The 15,081-nt window shown below is 71.1% G+C and carries 15 protein-coding genes and 1 pseudogene; 5 read left to right on the forward strand and 11 right to left on the reverse strand.

Going from position 1 to position 15,081, the window contains the following annotated elements; all coding sequences use genetic code 11:
* Positions 1–190: 190 nt before the first annotated feature.
* Together OHS33_RS37375 and OHS33_RS37380 are read right to left on the reverse strand one after the other, a co-directional pair.
* A complete protein-coding gene (locus OHS33_RS37375; protein ID WP_330335359.1) occupies positions 191–592 on the reverse strand; it encodes a TetR/AcrR family transcriptional regulator in 402 nt (133 codons plus the stop codon).
* Positions 589–1,129 (reverse strand): annotated as a pseudogene (locus OHS33_RS37380) (TlpA family (seleno)protein); the annotation flags it as partial. The gene OHS33_RS37375 and the pseudogene OHS33_RS37380, both read right to left, overlap by 4 nt.
* A 567-nt stretch (positions 1,130–1,696) precedes the next feature.
* Here OHS33_RS37380 and OHS33_RS37385 point away from each other — a divergent pair.
* Positions 1,697–2,866 carry an ATP-binding protein gene (locus OHS33_RS37385; protein WP_330335360.1) on the forward strand — a complete coding sequence of 390 codons (1,170 nt, stop codon included), beginning with the start codon at positions 1,697–1,699 and terminating at the stop codon, positions 2,864–2,866.
* Between the two features lie 12 nt (positions 2,867–2,878).
* Here the strand turns inward: OHS33_RS37385 and OHS33_RS37390 are convergent, their stop codons facing one another.
* Positions 2,879–3,880 (reverse strand): alpha/beta hydrolase, encoded by a 1,002-nt coding sequence (locus tag OHS33_RS37390; RefSeq protein WP_330335361.1) that lies wholly within the window; start codon positions 3,878–3,880, stop codon positions 2,879–2,881.
* A 310-nt stretch (positions 3,881–4,190) separates the two neighbouring features.
* Between OHS33_RS37390 and OHS33_RS37395 the strand changes: the two genes are divergently transcribed.
* Positions 4,191–5,060, forward strand: coding sequence for an MBL fold metallo-hydrolase (locus OHS33_RS37395; RefSeq protein WP_330335362.1), 870 nt, complete (start codon positions 4,191–4,193; stop codon positions 5,058–5,060).
* 129 nt (positions 5,061–5,189) lie between these two features.
* Here OHS33_RS37395 and OHS33_RS37400 read toward each other — a convergent pair whose 3' ends face one another.
* Complete coding sequence (locus OHS33_RS37400) at positions 5,190–5,426, reverse strand: hypothetical protein (RefSeq protein WP_330335363.1); 237 nt, start codon at positions 5,424–5,426, stop codon at positions 5,190–5,192.
* Between the two features lie 60 nt (positions 5,427–5,486).
* Positions 5,487–6,455, reverse strand: a complete 969-nt coding sequence (locus OHS33_RS37405) for a helix-turn-helix domain-containing protein (protein ID WP_330335364.1) — start codon at positions 6,453–6,455, stop codon at positions 5,487–5,489.
* A 105-nt stretch (positions 6,456–6,560) separates the two neighbouring features.
* Here OHS33_RS37405 and OHS33_RS37410 point away from each other — a divergent pair, with 105 nt between their 5' ends.
* Positions 6,561–7,610 carry a saccharopine dehydrogenase family protein gene (locus OHS33_RS37410; RefSeq protein WP_330335365.1) on the forward strand — a complete coding sequence of 350 codons (1,050 nt, stop codon included), beginning with the start codon at positions 6,561–6,563 and terminating at the stop codon, positions 7,608–7,610.
* 26 nt (positions 7,611–7,636) lie between these two features.
* Here the strand turns inward: OHS33_RS37410 and OHS33_RS37415 are convergent, their stop codons facing one another.
* The 3 genes from OHS33_RS37415 to OHS33_RS37425 form a co-directional block, all read right to left on the reverse strand.
* Positions 7,637–8,806 carry an NAD(P)/FAD-dependent oxidoreductase gene (locus tag OHS33_RS37415; RefSeq protein ID WP_443065506.1) on the reverse strand — a complete coding sequence of 390 codons (1,170 nt, stop codon included), beginning with the start codon at positions 8,804–8,806 and terminating at the stop codon, positions 7,637–7,639.
* 390 nt (positions 8,807–9,196) lie between these two features.
* Positions 9,197–9,685 carry a DUF3887 domain-containing protein gene (locus tag OHS33_RS37420; protein WP_330335367.1) on the reverse strand — a complete coding sequence of 163 codons (489 nt, stop codon included), beginning with the start codon at positions 9,683–9,685 and terminating at the stop codon, positions 9,197–9,199.
* Between the two features lie 140 nt (positions 9,686–9,825).
* Positions 9,826–10,668: a class I SAM-dependent methyltransferase gene (locus OHS33_RS37425; RefSeq protein ID WP_330335368.1), complete on the reverse strand. Its 843-nt coding sequence runs from the start codon at positions 10,666–10,668 to the stop codon at positions 9,826–9,828.
* Positions 10,669–10,753: 85 nt separating this feature from the next.
* Between OHS33_RS37425 and OHS33_RS37430 the strand changes: the two genes are divergently transcribed.
* The gene (locus tag OHS33_RS37430; protein WP_330335369.1) at positions 10,754–11,368 is read left to right on the forward strand and encodes a TetR/AcrR family transcriptional regulator; all 615 of its coding nucleotides are present in this window, start codon (positions 10,754–10,756) and stop codon (positions 11,366–11,368) included.
* A gap of 170 nt (positions 11,369–11,538) precedes the next feature.
* Positions 11,539–12,273 (forward strand): VOC family protein, encoded by a 735-nt coding sequence (locus OHS33_RS37435; RefSeq protein WP_330335370.1) that lies wholly within the window; start codon positions 11,539–11,541, stop codon positions 12,271–12,273.
* 3 nt (positions 12,274–12,276) lie between these two features.
* Here the strand turns inward: OHS33_RS37435 and OHS33_RS37440 are convergent, their stop codons facing one another.
* The 3 genes from OHS33_RS37440 to OHS33_RS37450 are packed head-to-tail and all read right to left on the reverse strand — an operon-like array spanning position 12,277 to position 15,079.
* Positions 12,277–13,389: a C40 family peptidase gene (locus OHS33_RS37440; RefSeq protein ID WP_330335371.1), complete on the reverse strand. Its 1,113-nt coding sequence runs from the start codon at positions 13,387–13,389 to the stop codon at positions 12,277–12,279.
* A gap of 59 nt (positions 13,390–13,448) precedes the next feature.
* Complete coding sequence (locus OHS33_RS37445; RefSeq protein ID WP_330335372.1) at positions 13,449–14,195, reverse strand: hypothetical protein; 747 nt, start codon at positions 14,193–14,195, stop codon at positions 13,449–13,451.
* Positions 14,192–15,079 (reverse strand): sigma-70 family RNA polymerase sigma factor, encoded by an 888-nt coding sequence (locus tag OHS33_RS37450; RefSeq protein ID WP_330335373.1) that lies wholly within the window; start codon positions 15,077–15,079, stop codon positions 14,192–14,194. The genes OHS33_RS37445 and OHS33_RS37450 overlap by 4 nt, the downstream gene beginning before the upstream one ends.
* Between the last annotated feature and the right edge of the window lie 2 nt (positions 15,080–15,081).

A 15,081-nucleotide genomic window follows, 5' to 3' on the forward strand; every position in this document is an offset into this window, starting at 1 on the left:
CTGCGTTCCATGTCCAGTGGCCGGATTGCGCCCGTACGGGGCCCGCTTCGGGGCGCGGCCCGCTGCCCATGTCACGGTCCGCCATGGGTGCGGACAACCCGACGGCTGCCGCCCATGTGCGCGCCCGTGCGGCGGCGGGAGCGAGGATGGTGCCGGGGCTGCCACGGGGTAGCGGGGGCCGCCGCGCCGGTCAGGGTTGCGGGGGAGCACCTCGGCGTCGCGCAGTACGTCCAGGCTTGCCGCGGCGAGGGAACATCACCTGGTAGAGGTTGCGTTCGGCCAGGGCGTTCTCGCGGTAGGCGCGGCCTAGGGCGGCCAGGCGTTCGGACGGACCGTCGTGCGCCGGGACTGCTTCCAGGCGGTGGCGGAGCCGCTCGAAGCCTTCGCGGTACAGGGCTTCGGCGATTCCGTCCTTCGCGCCGAACTGGCGGTACAGGACCGTGGTCGAGCACCCGGCCGCTGCGGCGACGCGGCGCATGGTCAGCGCGCCGGGTCCCTCGGCGGCGAGCAGTTGTGCGGCCAGGTCGAGGAGGGCGGCGCGCAGGGCTTCCTGGCCCTGGGCCTGCGTACGGGTGTAGAGGTCGCCGCTCATGCGGACGGCTGCCAGTCGCCGAGGGGACGGTGGATCGGGATGCCGGCCTGCGTCAGCGCGTCGCGTTTGGCGAAGTACTCCTCGCCCATGGGGTCCGGGCCGCGGAGCGGCATGGTGCCGCGCCAGATCGTCAGGTCCTCGGGTGCGAGGCGCTCGGCGTACGCGAAGTGGCGTTCCGCGTCTGCCATGCGGCCGTTGCGGTGCAGCCACAGCCCCAGGGCCGCTTCGGTGCGGGCGGCCTGCTGGGTGGCCGTGGCCTTTCGGGTGTGCAGGGCCACGTCTTGCTCGGTCAGCCCGCTGTCGCCCGTAAGGACCCAGCGGTCCAGTGCGGCCAGTGCCGCCCCGGAGTCCAGGCCCGACAGTTCGCGGAACAGGGTCGGTCGCGAGCTGGGTGTCGTTGGGGCGGGCGACTTGTCCTTCCTCGTCGATCCACAGCACGGTGGGGACGTTCAGCACGTCGTAGAGGTCGGCAACGGACCCGTCGGTGTCGATGAGCGCGGGGTGGGTGACCTCGGCCTCGGCGATCCATGGCGCCACGGGATCGAGCGGGGCGTCGTGTTCGGCCCCGGCCGCGGCGAACGACGGCACGCACAGTTCGCCGCGGCACCAGCCGTGGGGCTTGCGGCCCAGCCGAGCGCCGCCTCGACCGTTGGCGATGGGGCAAGAGGCTTCGGTCGCGGGAGGGGCGCCAACAGGGCGGTGGCTGTGGCGAGTTCGACGCTGCCGTGCCAGCGGCTGGGCTGTTCGGCGTCCTCCGCCTCCGCGGCCAGGAGGGGGCACTCCTGGCCCGGCAGAGTCACGCCGGAGGTCCCTGCCCGGGAAATGCGCTGGGAAATGGGCCTCGGGCCCGGCTGGAAGCGTGCCCTGCGCGGCTCCTGTGGGGTGTTCGCGCTGCTCCGCTCGCGGCGGCGGGCCACCCGGAACGGAGGGGGCGGGAAGGCTGTGGATGTGGCCATCTGGGGCTTCATCGTATGTGGTCTGACCTGCGGATTTAGCTCTGGATACCTAGGATGGCAACGCACGGGCGACGGCGTGGAAGAGCGTCGGTCGGTTCGGTGACGTTTGGTCACAAGCATGCTCAGGACGGCCCAGGGAAGGTGCTTCATGAGCGGGTTCGACAACCCCGGTCAGCCGGGGAACGTGAACGCATACACCGGCAGTCATATCCAGGTACTCGAGGGCTGTGAGGCGATACGCAGGCGCCCCGGCATGTTCGTGGGCTCGTCCGGCGAGCGCGGGCTGCATCAACTGGTGTACGAGGTCGTCTCGTACGCCGTGAACGAGCACGTTGGCGGCCATGCCGACACCATCGACGTCACGATCACGGCGGACGGGGGCATTCGCGTCTCGGACAACGGGCGGGGCCTGTTCGTCGGGGTGGAGGAGTCCGACGGCACGTCGGCCGTCGAACGCGAGCTGACCGAGCTGTCCTTCGGCGGCAAGCCCCACACCCGCTACGGGGTCTCCGGCGGGCTGAGCGGCCTGGGGTTGTGCGTGGTCAACGCGTTGTCGAGCGGTCTCACGGTCGAGGTCCGCCGAGACGGGCACTGCTGGACCCAGGAGTATGAGAAGGGCACCCCGATCACTCCCTTGACGAGGAACGGGGAGACGAGCGAGCACGGCACCGCCATTGCGTTCCGGCCCGACGCCGACATCTTCGAGACCACCCGGTACTCGTTCGCCACGCTGTCGGAACGTTTCCAGGAACTGTCCTTCCTCAACCGGGGCCTGGCCGTCTCGCTCACCGACGAGCGGCCCGAGCGGCCGGTCCGTCACCACCACGTGGACGGCCTTCGGGCCTACGTCGCCCACCTCAACCCGTATCCCCCGAGTCTCGTCCACTCCCCCGCCATCGGCTTCGAGTCGGAGAACGAGGATGAGACGGTCTTCGTTCAGGTCGCCTTGCAGTGGAACACCTGGTCTACGGGAGGGTTCCGTTCCTTCGCGAACAGCACCCGTACCCATGAGGGCGGCACCCATGAACAGGGTTTCCGTACCGCGCTCACGGACGTCGTCAACGACTACGCCCGCCGTCAGCGGATGATTTCGGCGGACGATGAGGGCATCACGGCCGATGACGTCCACGAGGGTCTGACCGCGGTCGTCTCCGTAAAGCTCGCCCATCCCGTCTTCGAAGGCTCCACCAGGACCAGGCTCGGCAATCCCGAGGCGGGCGCCTACGTCCAAGGGGTTGTCCGCCGACACCTCACCGAGTGGCTTGACCAGCACCCGACGGAAGCCGCGGCCATCGTCCGCCACGTCCTCAATCGGTAGCGGTCGGGGTGGTTACTTGGTGGGGATCGGGGCGCGCATGCGGTCGCTCATCCATTTCAGGTCGCCGCCGGTGAAGAGGGTGTCCGTGTACTTGTAGCCGTCGTGGCCGCCCTCGAAGGAGGTCACCCGGGTCTCTATCGGGCCCTTCGTGATGTCCTTGCGGAGCTTCTCGACCGCCGCGGTTTCCTGCTTGCCCTCCTTCGTGCCCATGAGGAAGGAGATGTGGACCTTGGGGCCGCCCTTCTTGATCAGTTGCTCGGCCAGCCAGGACGGGCTGTTCTCCTGCTTCTCCTTCGCATGGCCGTTCCACAGCGGCGAATCGGGTGCCACGTCCGGGCCGCCCGCGATCGCCACGCTGAACCGGTCGGGGTACTGGAGCACCATCTTCATGCCCACGTATCCGCCGGAGGAGGAGCCGAAGAAACCCCAGCCCTTCGGGTCGGCGTAGGTGCGGAAGTTCTCGCGGACCAGGTCGGGGACGTCGTCCGAGATCCAGGTGCCCATCTTGGGCTGGCCCGGTATGTCGCTGCCGTCGTAGTAGGTGTCCTTGTTGGCGTTCAGGACCGGCATGATCACGATGAAGGGCAGGCTCTCACCCTTGTCGGCGGCTTCCCCGATCCGCTCCTGGAGGTGGAACTCCTTGGAGAAGAAGTAGTTGGTCGGGTAGCCCACGGCGCCCGGCAGGGCCATCAGGACGGGGAAGGCGCTGTTCTTGTACTCGGGCCGGTCGTACTGCTTCGGCACCCAGGCCCACACCCGGCCGGTGAAACCGGACTTCGCCCCCTTCAGGTCGACGTGCACCACCCGGGTCCCGTCCGCCAGCGTCCGCTGCGGGTCCCACGAACGCGGGTTGGTCGGCATCCGTACGTCGCCGGTGTTCGCCCCTGGCTTCGCCGACTGCCCGGAGTCCTTCGGCGCGAAGGAGACGGGATCGCCGTCGCTGGAGCAGCCGGACAGCGCCGCGACGGCGGACAGGACGAGGGCCGCGCAGAGCGTGGCGGGACGGTAATTCACGGGGACTCCGGCGCAGACGGACAGACGAGAAAGCGGGCGGATCGCGGACGGGGCCCGAACGGAACTCGAACGGAGTTTGAACGGAGCTTGAACGGATCTCGCAGGTATAGACCGATAAAGTGATATTTCGGTTCCCTTGGAGCGGGATGAAGGGGGCGAAGGCGGTCGGTCGGTCGGCCGCTCGGTCGGTCGAGAGAGCGGGTTGGGGGTGGAAGTACAAGATCGGCGGGGCCTACCGGTTGCGGTTGGGGGTGGGGTATCCCTGGAAGGCGGCCCCGATCGGGGTCGTGCCTCTGGGAGGAGACTTGCCGTGGACGGCTGGTACGTGGACGACCGGTGCTTCAACTGCGATGTCGCCCGACAGCTCGCGCCCGATCTGATCGGCGAGGTGGACGGGAGGTCACGGATCCTGCGCCCGCCGCGCGATGACGGGGAGACGCGGCGGTTACACGCGGCCGTCTTCGCCTGCCCCACGCGCTCGATCCGCCCTGCCTCCGGGGTACCGGACCAGGGGCTCGATCCCTTTCCGATGGCCTTGGACAGCGGCGTCCTGCTGTGCGGGCACAACTCACCGCAGACCGCCGGGGCCAATTCGTACCTGCTTCTGCGGCCCTCCGGCACGGCCATGATGGTCGACACACCGCGCTGGAGCCGTGAACTCGCCGAGCGGTACGCGGCGTCGGGCCGGGTCACCGATGTGCTGCTCACCCACCGCGATCACGCCGCACACGGACGCCGTTACGCCGACCACTTCGGCGCCCGGCTCTGGATCCACGAGGGCGACCTCGACGCGGCGCCGGACGCGGACCGGGTGATCCGGGGGATCGAGCCCGTGGAGATCGGGGCGGGGGTCACCGCCCACCCCCTGCCCGGCCACACCGCGGGCAGTGTGCTCTACCTCGCGGATGACCGGTACTGCTTCAGCGGGGACAGCTTCTACTGGTCACGCGGCATGGGGGATCTGGCCGTCGCGGACAGCGTGACCTGGTACTCCATCGAGGAGTTGGCCGCCTCGCTGGCCAGGACGGCCGAACGGCTGCGGTTCGAATGGGTGCTGCCGGGCCATGGCGACCGCCGGAGGCTGCCCGCCGACGAGATGGCGCGGCGGGTGCGTGCGCTGGCGGAGCGCACCCGGCTGTTGCGGCCCCGGCCGGTCGACTTCACCGCCATTCGCTGGTGAGGGGCCGGGGGCGGTGGGGATGCGTGTGGGGCTCCGGACTTGACCGAGATCGTCCGGAAGGGATGGGTGGAGTAGCCTCCAGGCGGGCGGAGCCGGTTCGAATCCGGTCGGCTCCGCCCGTGGGTGGTGCTAGTTCGAGTGGTCGATCACGTTGCCGTTGGTGCAGTTGTTGGCGTGGTCGCCCACCCAGTCGCCGAGTACGGGGACCACCGCGACTTCCTGGAGGCATACGGCGGCGGCCGTGAAGTTCCAGTTGTTGGCGGCGTTGACGCCGCCGCCGAAGTTGGAGTCGTTGTCGGCGTGCGCGGGCGTGGCGAGGGCGGCGCCGGCGAGGAGCAGCACGGCCGTGGTCATGATCTTCTTCATGGCCGGTGCAACGAGGGATGCGAGTTCAGGGCACGGTGCTGTGCTGCGTTGCTCCGCCAGTCAGCCGATGCCGTGGGGGCCGGGGGCATGGGTCCGGGAGCGAAAGGTGCGGCGGTAGGTGTCCGGGGGGACGCCCACCGTTCGGGCGAAGTGGCGGCGCAGGGTGGTGGCGGTGCCCATGCCGGTGGCGGTCGCGATGGTGTCGACGGTGTTGTCGGTGGTCTCCAGGAGTTCCTGGGCGTGGCGGATGCGTTGGGTGTGGAGCCATTGGAGAGGGGAGGTGCCGGTCACTGATTTGAAGTGGCGGGCCAGGTGGCGTGAGCTCATACGGGCCTGGCTGGCCAGGTCTTCGACGGTGAGGGGTTCGTCGAGGCGTTGCAGGGCCCAGGGGAAGAGGTCGGCGAGCGGGTGGTTGCCGGGGGCGGGGACGGGGGTGGTGACGAACTGGGCCTGGCCGCCGTCGCGGTGTGGGGGGACGACGAGGCGGCGGGCGAGCTTGTTGGCGATGGCGGAGCCGTGGTCGAGGCGGACCAGGTGGAGGCAGAGGTCCATTGCGGCGGCCTTGCCCGCGGAGGTGAGTACGGCGCCGTTGTCGACGTAGAGGACGTCGGGGTCGACGGTGATCCCGGGGTGGCGTCGGGCCAGTTCCTGGGTGTGGCCCCAGTGGGTGGTGGCGCGTTTGCCGTCCAGCAGGCCGGCGGCGGCCAGGATGAAGGCGCCGGTGCAGAGGGAGGCGACGCGGGCGCCGGCGTCGTGGGCGGCGCGGACCGCCTCGACCAGTTCGGCGGGCGGGTCCCGGTCCACGTCGGCCCAGCCGGGGACGATCACGGTGTCGGCGCGGCGGAGGTGGTCGAGTCCGTGGTCGGGTTGCAGGTGGAAGCGGCCGACCTGGACGGGACCGGGTCCGCAGAGTGCGAAGTCGTACCAGGGGTCCGCTATGTGGGTGAGGTCGGAGCCGAAGACCTCGATGGCCAGGGACAGTTCGAAGTGCAGCATACCGTCGGTGACGGCCAGGGCGACAACGGTCATGTCCGGAAGTGTACGGGTCATGTCGTTCCGGACACTCGTGTGGGATGCCGTTGCGCGACAGGATGTTCACAACGGAGCACGGCGGGTCAGCAGAGGAGCGGGCGCATGGAGTCAGGGCAGATCGTGGCGGGGCAGATCGTGGCGGTGTTCGGTGCTTACGGGCACACCGGGCGGTTCGTGGTGGCGGAGCTGGTGGAGCGCGGGTTCGTCCCGGTGCTGTCCGGTCGCGACAGCGAGAAGTTGAAGGCGCTGGCGGACGAGACCGGCCTGGAGGCGCGGCCGGCGACGGTGGACGATGCTGGCTCACTGGACCTCGCGCTGGCCGGTGCGGCCGCCGTGATCAACTGCGCGGGGCCCTTCGCCTCGACGACCGCCCCGGTGATCGAGGCGGCGCTGCGGGCCCGGATCCCGTACCTGGACGTGGCCGCCGAACTGGAGGCCAACATCGACACCTTCGCGGACTTCACCGACCGGGCGCGGGAGGCCGGTGCGGTGGTCGTTCCGGCGATGGCCTTCTTCGGCGGTCTGGGCGATCTGCTGGCCACGGCGGCGATGGGTGACTGGGCGGAGGCGGACGAGGCGCACATCGCGTACGCCCTGAGCAGCTGGCACCCGACCGCGGGGACGCGGCTTTCGGGAGCGGTGTCGCGGGAGCGGCGCGGTGAGCGGCGGATGCGCTTCACGGGCGGGCAGTGGGAGTACCGTACGGACGCCGCGCCGACCCTGGAGTGGCGGTTCCCGGAGCCGATGGGGGCCCGGTCGGTCATCGGGGAGTTCACCATGGCCGATGTGGTGACGGTGCCGAGCCACCTGGCCATCCCGGACGTGACGACGTACATGACGGTCGAGGCGGTGCGTGACATCGCGGCCCCCGGGACGCCCGCGCCGACCGCGGCCGATGAGAGCGGGCGGTCCGACCAGACCTTCCTCGTCGACGCGGTCGTACGGTCGGGCGGGGTCGAGCGCCGGGCGGTGGCCCGTGGGCAGGACATCTACGCGATCACCGCTCCGCTCGTGGTGGAGGCGCTCGACCGGGTCCTGTCCGGCCGGACCCGCGCGGTGGGTGTCGCCGCGGCGGGTGAGATCTTCGACGCCTCTGATTTCCTGCGGGCGCTGGCTCCGTACGTCACGGTGGAGCTGGTTCCGGAGCGGTAGGAGCGGACCGGGCGCCGAACCGGGCTTCAGTGGGCGGCCTTGGCCGGGGCCGGGGTGCGCTCGGCCTGCTTGGCCTGGAGGAGCTGCTGCTGGCGGGCGGCGCCGCCCGAGCCGCGGTGCAGACCGTAGCCGCCGGGCTTGCCCGCCTCGTCGGCGAGGTGCTTGACGACGACCTTGCACACGGTTTCCTTGAGCTTCGCGCCGAGGCGGCCGTTGATGTTGAACCACACCGCGACGTCCTGCCGGTTGGCGAACTGGAAGATGCCGCCGTCGCGACCCAGGCTGATGCACTGGGCGGCGAAGTTCTGGTTGAGGGTTTCGGGCTGCTCGCCCGCGAGCCGGCTGAGCACGGTGTCGGCGGCCCGCGCGCCCATCGGCATCGCGGACTGGCAGCTCATCCGCAGCGGCAGGCCCGACGGCGCCGCCGAGTCCCCGGCCGCGACGATGCGTGCGTCGTCGACGCTGGTGAGCGTCTCGTCCGTGAGCAGGCGGCCCAGGGCGTCGGTGCTCAGCCCGCTGCGCACGGCCAGGTCGGGGACGCCGAAGCCGACGGTCCAGATGGTCAGCGCGCTCGGCAGTTCGCGGCCGTCGGCGAGCCGTACGGCGTCACGGGTCACCGCGGTCACCTTCGTACCAGGGCCGTCGAGGACGGTCACGCCGAGCCGGGCCAGCCGTGCGGCGACCGAGCGGCGGCCATGGGCGTGGAGGTACGGGCCGAGCACTCTGCCGCAGACCAGGGTCACGGCGCGTCCCTGCTCCGCCAGTTCGGCGGCGGTCTCGATTCCGGTGGGTCCGGCGCCGACGACGGTCACCGCGGCCGCCTGCGGGGTGGCGTCGACGGCGTCGAGGGCCGGGCGCAGCCGCTGGGCGTCCTCCAGGGTGGCGATCGGGTAGGAGAACTCGGCGGCTCCGGGCACGCTCGGGTCGGCGCTGCCGCTGCCCACGGCGTAGATGAGGTGGTCGTAGTCGAGCGTGCCGCCCGATGCCAGGGCGAGGCTGCGGTCGTCCGCGTCGATGCGCGTCACGGTGTCGACGACCAGGCGGACGCCCTCGGCCAGGACGTCCCGGTAGGCGACGACCGCCGGGTCGGAGCCGGCGACCAGCTGGTGCAGGCGGATGCGGTGGACGAAGTCCGGGCGCGGGTTGACCAGGGTCACCGTCACGTCGGCGCGCTGGGTCAGGCGGTTCGCGGCCATGACGCCGGCGTATCCGCCGCCGATGACGACCACGGTGGAGTTGGTGTGCGCGGCGGAGTTGTTGTGCGCGGTCTGGTTCGCGTTCTCGTTCACGGTGTCTCTCCATTGCTTCAACGGGTTCCGGGCACAAGACACCGGCGGGCCCGTCGCTGTGACAGGTACGGCTGTGTGACCTGCACAACACGGAGCAGGGGTCACATCCATGCAGTCACTGCACTGACGACCCCGCGGCCCGCGTGGACACGCTCATAAGGACGCTGTTGAAGTACTCACCGGAGTCGCTCCCCCTGGGCCGCGCGCGCCTTGGTGGAGGCGGCGATCAGGGAGCATGAAATGGGCGGCAACCCGGTCTCGTGATCTGCGTGATCCACGCGGTCTGATCTGCGCGGTCTACGGGAGTGGGACCGGGACTCCCGTTCGGAGGAAGAAGAGGCCTGTGAGCTGGCCGTTGTTGTTGAAAGTGACGCGGAATTCTCCGGGTTGCTTCGCCATCTGCAGCGGGACGCTGACGACGGTCTGATCACCGGACGTGACCTGAGTGGGGTCGCCGTGTGACTGGTAGGAGCCGAATGCCTGCTGGTAGTCCTGCCAGGACTTCGCGAGGAGCTCCGGGGGTGCCTGTGGCCGGAGCGGTTCCGTGAAGCGTGCCGAGACGGCGGTGAAGTTGCCTTGCACCACCTCGTCGAGGGTGTCGAGGGCGAGTTGTTTGTCGTCCTGGGGCTGGGCCGGGGCCGTCGCGGCGGGGTGGGCCTGGGTCTGGGTCTGCGGGGTCGCGTCCAGCGCGGAAGCGCTGGTCAGCAGCGGGGCCTGGGTGGCCAGTACGGCCGCCGGGACGAGGAGGACGAGGCGCCGCCAGGTCGTCCTGCGCGAGGTGTCCATGGTCTTCATGCTAGGCCGCCACCGGGCTGCGGGCCTGGTGGCGGCCCGGTGGCGGGGTGGTGGGGGCGCGGGACGCTTGGGACGTGCGATGGCGGGGAGCCGGTGGGCGCCGCGCCGCCGAGTGGTGGTGACGGAGGGCGTCAGCGGGTTGCCGTGATGAGCCAGGAGGCGCTGCGCAGGCGGACCGCGCCGTTGTGGTGGTGGGGGCGCAGGGCGCTGGTCAGGGTCTGGTGGGCCGACTCCTGGGCGTCGGGGCCGACTTGGTCGAGGAGGTGGCGTACGGGGCCGGCGGCGAGGAGGAACTCGGCCGTGGTCTCGGCGTCCTTGCCCCAGTCCGCGGCCACCTCCACGCGCTGCGCGCGGGGGTGTTCGTACCCGGCCTCGGACAGCAGGGCGAGGGTGTGGTCGGGGTCGGCGAGGGAGAACATGCCGGGGGCGCCGGGCTCGCCGAAGTCCCCGAGCGGGAGGATGCCGCGCAGGGAGGTCAGGGCCCGGAGCCATTCGTTGGCCGACGGTTCGGCGGCGCAGATGAAGGCGAGCCGACCGCCGGGGCGCAGGGCGCGGGCGATGTTGGCGAAGGCCGCGACGGGGTCGGCGAAGAACATCACGCCGTAGCGGCTGATGGCCGCGTCGAACGATCCGGGCGCGAACGGGTGCACCTGGGCGTCGGCTTGTACGAACGAGGCGTTGCGCACCGCTTCGCGGCCGGTGCTCGCGCGGGCCGCTTCCAGCATGGGGGCGGAGAGGTCCAGGCCGAGGGCGTGGCCGCGGTGGGCGCGCTGGGCGGCCAGGCGGGTGGTGCGGCCGGCGCCGCAGCCGATGTCGAGCACGCGGTCGAGGTCACCGATGGCGGCGGCGCCCAGCAGCGGCTCGTTGAAGCCGTCGTTGATGGCGTCCCAGCGGTCCTGGCTGCGGGCCCATTGGGCGCCTTCGTAGCCGTTCCATGACTCTGCCTGTGCGGTGTTGGGGGTGGGCTGGTGCATGGGGGCTCCTGTTTAGTATGGGCAGGTGCCCAAACAGTATGGGCGAGCGCCCATACTTGCAATGGGTTTGAGGGAAGGGGCAGTTGTGTCACCTCGTGGAGTGGCGATTCCCGATCTGCGTGAGCGGCTGTTCGCGGCGGCGGAACGGGTGGTGGCCCGCGACGGGTCGGCGGGCCTGACCAGCCGTGCGGTCACGGCGGAGGCGGACTGCGGGAAGGGGGTCCTCCACACGCATTTCGCCGGTCTGGACGAGTTCGTCGCCGAGCTGGTGCTGGACCGGTTCGCGCGCGGCGCCCGCCGGGCCGAGGGGCTGGGTGCCCTGGTGGGGCGGGGCAGCGTCGCGGGCAACCTCCAGGAGGTGGCTGACGCGCTGCTGGAGTCCCTTCCCCCGGCGGTCGTGCGGCTGGCGATGACCCGGCCCGCGGCCGCGATGCACACCCGGGACGGGCTTCGGTCCGGTGCGCCCGCGTTCGACGCGATCCAGGACGCGGTCACCGCGTACCTCGAAGCGGAGCGGCTCGCGGGGCGGGTCGCGGAGGGCGTTGACGTGGGCACGGTCGCGCTCGCGCTCGTCGGTACCGTGCACCACCTGCTGATGACGCGGGTTTCCTCCGGGGGTGAGGGTGGCGGCCCGGGGGTGGATACCGCTCGGCTGGTCGCCGTGCTGCTCGGTGCGGGGGTGCCGGGGGCGGGTGCCTGACCTGCGCGGCGGGGGCCCGTACGTGCGTGAGTGAGTACGTACGCACGCACGCACGCACGCACGCCGGAATACTGGGCTGCGGGTGGGGCGGGGCGCGCCTAGGCTGCCCGGTTGTCGGCAGTGTCCGTCGGCAGTGGTCAGTGGTCAGTGGTGGATCGGAGATGCCGGGGATGACTTCTCGATTGCTTGCGGTCTGCTTCGATGCGGGGCAGCCGCTGCGGCTCGCGCGGTTCTGGGGTGGGGTCCTCGGGTGGGAGGTGGCCGCCGATACGGGTGGCGGTGTGGTGCTCGTGCCCGGCGATGACACCGGGTTCGGGGTTCGGTTCGTCGCGAGTCAGGAGCCGAAGGCCGAGCAGAACCGGATGCACTTCGATCTGACGAGTACGTCCCTGGAGGACCAGCGGCGGACGGTGGACGGGGCGCTGGGGCTGGGCGGACGGCACATCGATGTCGGGCAACGGCCGGAGGAGGGTCACGTGGTGCTCGCCGACCCCGAGGGCAACGAGTTCTGTGTGATCGAGCCGGGCAACAACTTCCTCGCGGACTGCGGCTTCGTCGGGGCGCTGGCCTGCGACGGATCGCAGGAGGTCGGGTACTTCTGGAGCGAGGCGCTGGGGTGGCCGCTGGTCTGGGACCAGGACCAGGAGACCGCGATCCGCTCACCGCACGGCGGGCCGAAGATCACGTGGGGCGGCCCGCCGGTGGCGCCGCGGGTGGGCAGGGTCAGGGTGCGGTTCGAGCTGGACGTGCCGGTCGGCGGTGACCCGGAGGCCGAGGTCGACCGGCTGCTCTCCCTCGGGGCCACGCGGCTCGGTACCGGTCCGGGTGAGGGGGAGGGTGAGTGCGGCCGGGTGGTGCTGGCCGATCCCGACGGGAACGAGTTCTCCGTGCTGACGTCCTGCTAGACGTCAGGAGCCGATGAAGCGGGTGGCGCCCACGAACGGGCGGTTCGTCAGGGGCTCCTCCCGCACCTTCTCCCCGGTCTTGGGCGAGTTGATCATCATCGGTTCACCCTGGTCGTTGCGGCCGACGTAGATGCCGATGTGGGTGACGTTCGAGGTGCTGGTGCCGAAGCCCACGACGTCGCCGGGGCGGAGGTCGGCCGGGGACGTGATCCGCTCGCCCATGGCCGAGCCGGCGGGCGCCGCGCCGCCGCCCGCGTCGAACTGCGGCTGGCTGTCGCGCGGGATGGTGATGCCGAGGGCGGAGTACACCTGGCTCGTCAGGCCGGAGCAGTCGTAGCCGAACCCGGCCGTGCCGGACCACAGGTACTCCAGGCCCAGGAACTTGCGCGCTTCGGCGACCACGTCGTCGCCGCTCACCCCGGAGGTCGGGACCTTCGCGAGATCACCGCTCCGGAAGTAGATCGGGCTGCCGTCATTGGCCCGGGCCTCCAGGATGAACGGGGCGCCCGGGACCGGCTTCACGGCGAACTCCGTGTTGAACGAGTACTCGGTGACGACGCCCCCCTTGGACTGCGCCCCCGCCGCCGCCCCGGCCGCCAGCGCCTGACGAGAGCCGTAGCCCCGGGCCGTCGGGCTGGTGACGCGCTCCGCGGTCGTGCCGGACGGGGCCTTCTTGCGGAACTTCGTCAGCTGCCGGTCGGGCAACCAGCCGGGGTAACCGGCCTCGTTCCTGGGCGTGGGCTGGCCGTGGACCACCACCTTGTCCCAGAGCACGCCGTCCTTGGTCATCGTGTCCACCACGGTGACCCGGCCCCCGTACAGGGCCTGCGTCTCCCCCGCGACGTCGCGACGCAGGTTGATGTCGGGCGCCATGGCGGCGAACCAGCCCCGGATGTCGACCGGGTTGGTGAGCGCCTTCGCGTCCACCGCCCGCACCTTCTCGGGGCTCTCCCAGAGCTGGGCGACGGACACGTCCACGTAGCAGGTACCGGCGCCCGCGCAGGCCGCCGAGGGCTTCGCGCTGGACGCGTCCGCGGCGGAGACGGGATGGGCGAGGGGAACCACGGCCATGACGGCGCCGACGGCAACGGGAAGCGCGATGCGTGAAAGGGGCATACGCAGATTGTCCTGTGCGGGCGGCAGTTGGACCAGGGATCGACCGGCCATGGGCCGGGTCAGCGGGTGGCGGTTTCGCCCAACGGGTGGAGGGTGTTCGGGCGGATGACCGGGGGGCGGGTGGGGGTGTGGGGGCGGGGGGTGAGGAGGGTGCGGATGCGCGTGGCGAAGTCGGGGCCGGGCATGGGGAGGTCCATCTCGGGTTCGCGGAGGTAGCCGGTGGCGACCGCGGTGGGCATGAAGGTCATCAGTTCGGTCACCGCGGGCGAGCGGTGGCGGGTCATGTGTGCGGCGAGGCGGTGCAGGACGCGCAGGATCGTGGTGGTGGAGGGGCTGGTGATCCGTTCCTCGGCTTCGGCCCCGGTGGTGGGGGGCGGCTGGACGTCGTCGGTCTGGCGGTGCCACCACTGGGCCGCGTCGGTCTCGCCGAGGGACAGGTGGTGGAGGTAGAGGCAGTAGGCGGCGGTGGCCTGGCCGGCCCCGGCGGCGTACTGCCACCAGAAGCGGGCGCCGTCGTCGGCTTCCGTGAGCTGGAGTACGCAGGCCAGGACGAGGGCGCTGCGGGGCTCGGGGACCTGGTCGGTGACGAACTTGGTGATGGTCACGGCCGGGGTGTGGGTGACCAGGGTCTCGCACAGGGCGCGCAGGTGCTCGGCGGCCGTGGTGGTCATGGTGGTCGCCGTGGCGGTGCGAGCCGTGGCCGTGGGGTCGGTCGGGGGCAGGGGGTCGGGGCGGACTATGTCCCGGGGGACGGCACGGTCGCGGACCAGCAGTGCCCGTGCCAGGATCGCTTCGACGGCTGTCATTCGATGGGGCCTTCGCTCTCGGGCGGCGGGAAGATGACACGGACGGCGTGGCGTTCGTCGGAGCGCACCGTGGGCGGCGGTACGCCCAGCAGGGCGGAGGTCTTCTCGACGGTGTTGCCGCACAGGTGGCGCAGCACCATCACGTCCTGGAGGTTGTCGGGCAGCCGGCCGATGGCCCGGAACAGGCACAGGCTCTCGGTCATCTGCTCGGCACGCTCGGCCAGACCGGTCAGCCTGCTGATGGCGACGGTGTCGAAGACGGCGGAACCCAGTTCGGGCCGGCCGTCGAGGTGCGGGGTCTTGGCCATGACCGTGGCGCGCAGGATCTTCCACGCGTAGCGGCGTATGTCGGGGCTGGCCAGGGCACTGTTCCAGGACAGCCAGAGGATGTCGAAGGTGTCGTCCACGGCCGCGTCGCGCGAGGCGTCGGTGAGGAACGCCTGGGCGTAGCGCCGGTAGTCGCCCTCCACGGTCCGGCGGAACGGTTCGTGGGCGACGGGCGGGTGGGAGTGGGGGGTGGCCAGGGCCGCCTTGTCGCTGGAGCGCTGGACCCATTCGTACGTCTTCTGCGCGTCCAGGGCCGCTTGGCGCCAGAGCCGGTACAGGGGGGAGACCGGCATCTTGAGCTCGACGGAGAGGCGGTGGATGACCTCCCACCGGGGGTACCGGCCCAGGCCGCGCAGTAACTCGGAGAGCTTGGACTTGGCGAGCAGGACCCGCAGGCCGAGTTCGTTGAGGGTCAGGCCGCTGGCGAGGTAGCTGTCGCGCGCGTGCTCCAGCCAGGCCCGGTGGGAGCTGCCGACGGTGTCCGCGATCGGGCCGAGCTTGCGGCCGGGGCGGGCGTGGGCCGGCTGCGGGGCCGGTACCTGGGATTCGAAGGGCATGG

Source organism: Streptomyces sp. NBC_00536, assembly GCF_036346295.1.
GTDB lineage: Bacteria > Actinomycetota > Actinomycetes > Streptomycetales > Streptomycetaceae > Streptomyces.

Coding starts and splice junctions, on each gene's coding strand:
- OHS33_RS37375 (WP_330335359.1), bottom strand. CDS start 592: ATGAGCGGCGACCTCTACACCCGTACGCAGGCCCAGGGCCAGGAAGCC.
- OHS33_RS37385 (WP_330335360.1), top strand. CDS start 1,697: ATGAGCGGGTTCGACAACCCCGGTCAGCCGGGGAACGTGAACGCATAC.
- OHS33_RS37400 (WP_330335363.1), bottom strand. CDS start 5,426: ATGAAGAAGATCATGACCACGGCCGTGCTGCTCCTCGCCGGCGCCGCC.
- OHS33_RS37405 (WP_330335364.1), bottom strand. CDS start 6,455: ATGACCGTTGTCGCCCTGGCCGTCACCGACGGTATGCTGCACTTCGAA.
- OHS33_RS37410 (WP_330335365.1), top strand. CDS start 6,561: ATGGAGTCAGGGCAGATCGTGGCGGGGCAGATCGTGGCGGTGTTCGGT.
- OHS33_RS37415 (WP_443065506.1), bottom strand. CDS start 8,806: ATGGCCGCGAACCGCCTGACCCAGCGCGCCGACGTGACGGTGACCCTG.
- OHS33_RS37420 (WP_330335367.1), bottom strand. CDS start 9,685: ATGGACACCTCGCGCAGGACGACCTGGCGGCGCCTCGTCCTCCTCGTC.
- OHS33_RS37425 (WP_330335368.1), bottom strand. CDS start 10,668: ATGCACCAGCCCACCCCCAACACCGCACAGGCAGAGTCATGGAACGGC.
- OHS33_RS37435 (WP_330335370.1), top strand. CDS start 11,539: ATGACTTCTCGATTGCTTGCGGTCTGCTTCGATGCGGGGCAGCCGCTG.
- OHS33_RS37440 (WP_330335371.1), bottom strand. CDS start 13,389: ATGCCCCTTTCACGCATCGCGCTTCCCGTTGCCGTCGGCGCCGTCATG.
- OHS33_RS37445 (WP_330335372.1), bottom strand. CDS start 14,195: ATGACAGCCGTCGAAGCGATCCTGGCACGGGCACTGCTGGTCCGCGAC.
- OHS33_RS37450 (WP_330335373.1), bottom strand. CDS start 15,079: ATGCCCTTCGAATCCCAGGTACCGGCCCCGCAGCCGGCCCACGCCCGC.